Origin of the sequence: Mesorhizobium sp. M7A.F.Ca.ET.027.02.1.1 (assembly GCF_004022985.1) — a bacterium.
Lineage (GTDB): Bacteria > Pseudomonadota > Alphaproteobacteria > Rhizobiales > Rhizobiaceae > Mesorhizobium.
Window position 1 is genome coordinate 1 of the sequence record NZ_RZOL01000593.1, and the last position, 2,658, is coordinate 2,658.

General features: G+C 63.1%; 1 pseudogene. It reads right to left on the reverse strand.

What is annotated here, in order from left to right:
* Positions 1-2,658, reverse strand: a pseudogene (locus EN749_RS37960) (hypothetical protein); the annotation flags it as partial.

The window sequence follows — 2,658 nt, forward strand, 5'->3', positions numbered from 1 at the left end:
CCGTCGGGCCGCCCCTCAGCAGAGGGCGCATTGTGGCTAGCAGCGGGTCGACACGGTCGAAGAGTAATGGTGGAAGATAGCTGTGCGTCCCGTTGAACGGATCGTAGGTATTGAGGAGCATCTTCGCGATGATGCCGCCACTTTCCATGTCGATCCGCGAGCTGGCCGGATCGCCGGCATATTCCCACCGCTTGAGCGCGATTACCCGCTCCACCAGCTTGGCGCGCAGATCGGCAGGCCGAGAGGCGGGGCGTTGGGGATCATTGAAATAGAGCGCGTCGGCCGCATGCACGACCGCCTGCGCAACGTCGCCGAAGGGCTCGTCTGGCAAATCGGTCACAAGCTTTAGATCGGTATCGAATGACGCGGGCGTGCCGTCGAGTAGTCGCTCGGCGAACAGCGCATAATAGTGCAGGTTCCAGTCGTGGGGATCGCGGTCGATCTCGATATCAACCGATAGCCCCAATCCGTTCATTCGCGCGGTCCAGTCGGCATAGCCCGCGACCACCTCCTGCCGCCAGCCGATCGATCCCTTAGGCGCGGCCTGGATCATCGCCAGCCACTGCGCCGCAGCCGAGCTGTCGGCGTGGACGATCTCGATCGCCTCGTCTTCGTCGAACTCTCTCGGTGTGACTGGTTCGGGAACGCGGATGCGCGAGCCGCGGCGCAGATGTGGACGCTCCCTGGGCCAAATCGGCCATGCCGGTTCGGCGCCGCCATCCAGCCACGCGATCTCGGCCGCGACCGCGGCATCGATAGCCGCGGCCCGCTCTGCTTCGAAACGCGCATGCTCGGCGTCGTCCTCCTCCTGATAGCTCTTCCAGCGCCAAGTCATGCTTGCGAAGGCTACGCGCATCGCCGCTTTGAAGAGCCTGGGCTCGATCTCTAGGATCCGCGCAAGGCCGGCGGAAAAGGCCGGCGCGGCGCTGCGGTCCTTGCGGGTCGCGATCCGGATCAGCGCATCTCGGTCCGCGTTGCTCCCGTTACGCTCCCAGAGATGAATCAGCGCAAGCGTCGCGATCGCCGGGCGGTTGAAGCGTAGCGTATCCTGCGAACCACCTCCGCGATCGGACTGCTCTTCCAACGCGATCGAGATGACCTGACGAACCCATCTCTCGTGCGTTGCGAGCAACTCGTCATCCCCATCGCGTGCCACCAGCAAGGCAGTCTTGATCAGCCTCGTCGAGCGCGATTTGAGAGCATCGGTGTCACTGTCGTCGGGGAGATCACCCTCTGCGTATTCGACCGCATCGCGTGCCGTTGAAGCAGTGGCGTGTTCGCCTTCTCCGCCCATAGCCAAACTGATGCGAGCCTCGAGTTCGCTCGATCGGACAAACTCACCCCGCATCCTCTCCATCGCTGCAAGATGAGCGGCCTCGTCCGCCGGCGATTGATAGGCCAACTTCCCGCCCCCGATGTCTGTCCAGTTCGACCGCTGGAGCATGTTGTTGGCAACGCGTGCGATGAACCGGGCATCTCCCCAGTTCGAATAAGGCTCATAGGGGTCCAGGTTCTCGACCGCAGCGCTCATCCGCTCACGCAGACGGTTCGCAATGGTATCGTCGCCCATATAATTCGGGACGATGTCAAACAAGGACGCACCCCGTGACGGGCGGGCTTTCAAGTCGGCCAATTTGACCTTTCCATCCGGCTCTTTCCCGATAGGGGAATCGATTCCCGAACCGATATGATCATGGGTCTGACGCGCACGGTCGGCAGCCAGCAGCTCCGGGGCCGCGATAAAAGGAGCGAGAACATCACGGCCTACACCGAAATGCGACAGCAGCACGTCGATTGCGACCAGCAGATAGGCTGCACAGCTGCCCTCGGGTCCAAGGATGTCGGTGAGCACTTCATCGACGGGGACACCGTCGTCGAGGCGCTGCTGGCTCCACGCCTCGAGGGCCTTCAGTCCGGAGGCCGCCGAGTACTCGTGGCTCTGATCGCGAGACCACAAGTAGCTCGAAGTCCAGGGAAAGAAGCGCGGGCCATGGCCGAGATCGACGGTGTAGCCGTCGTCTTCCGACACAAGCCCGTTGGTGTTGAACGCAATCGCTTCCGCGACCAGCGTCCGAATCAGTCTCAACCCTTCGGTCGCGCCGGACTCCAACAGATCGAGGAATGGCGGCTGCGCTGGCGAGGCCGGCAGATAGTCGCTGTCGGCGAAGGTGAAGGCTCGCCCCATCGAGCGGTCACGGCGGCCGCGCCGATCCCGCTTCTCAATGAGGCTAGACAGCACGAGGTCCGCAAGCTCGGCCGGCGCAACCGGCGCGATCATCTTGGAAAATGGCCGGATCGCTTTGACCTTGTAGCTGTCCTTCTCGGCGCCGAGCTCCCTTAAATAAGTCTTCAGTTGATCGGGCGCGAATTCGCCAAGCAAGACCGCAATCCCGCGCAGCTGCTCTATCGTGCTACGCGACGCGTCGCTCGCCGCCCGGCCGAGGCTTCGCTCTCCGGGGATCGTCACCTCGGCGTCGCGAACATCAAGCTGACGCAGCCAGCCGAACAGCATGATGGCCGTCTGCTCGGCGAACGGTCGAAGGTGCTTGAGGAAATAGACCTGTATTTGGACCAGCTCGACCACCGCGCCGATCGCCGACAATGGAATCTCGGCAGCGTGCGCCACCACCCAGCGCAGGACCAGAACTGCCGACCCGG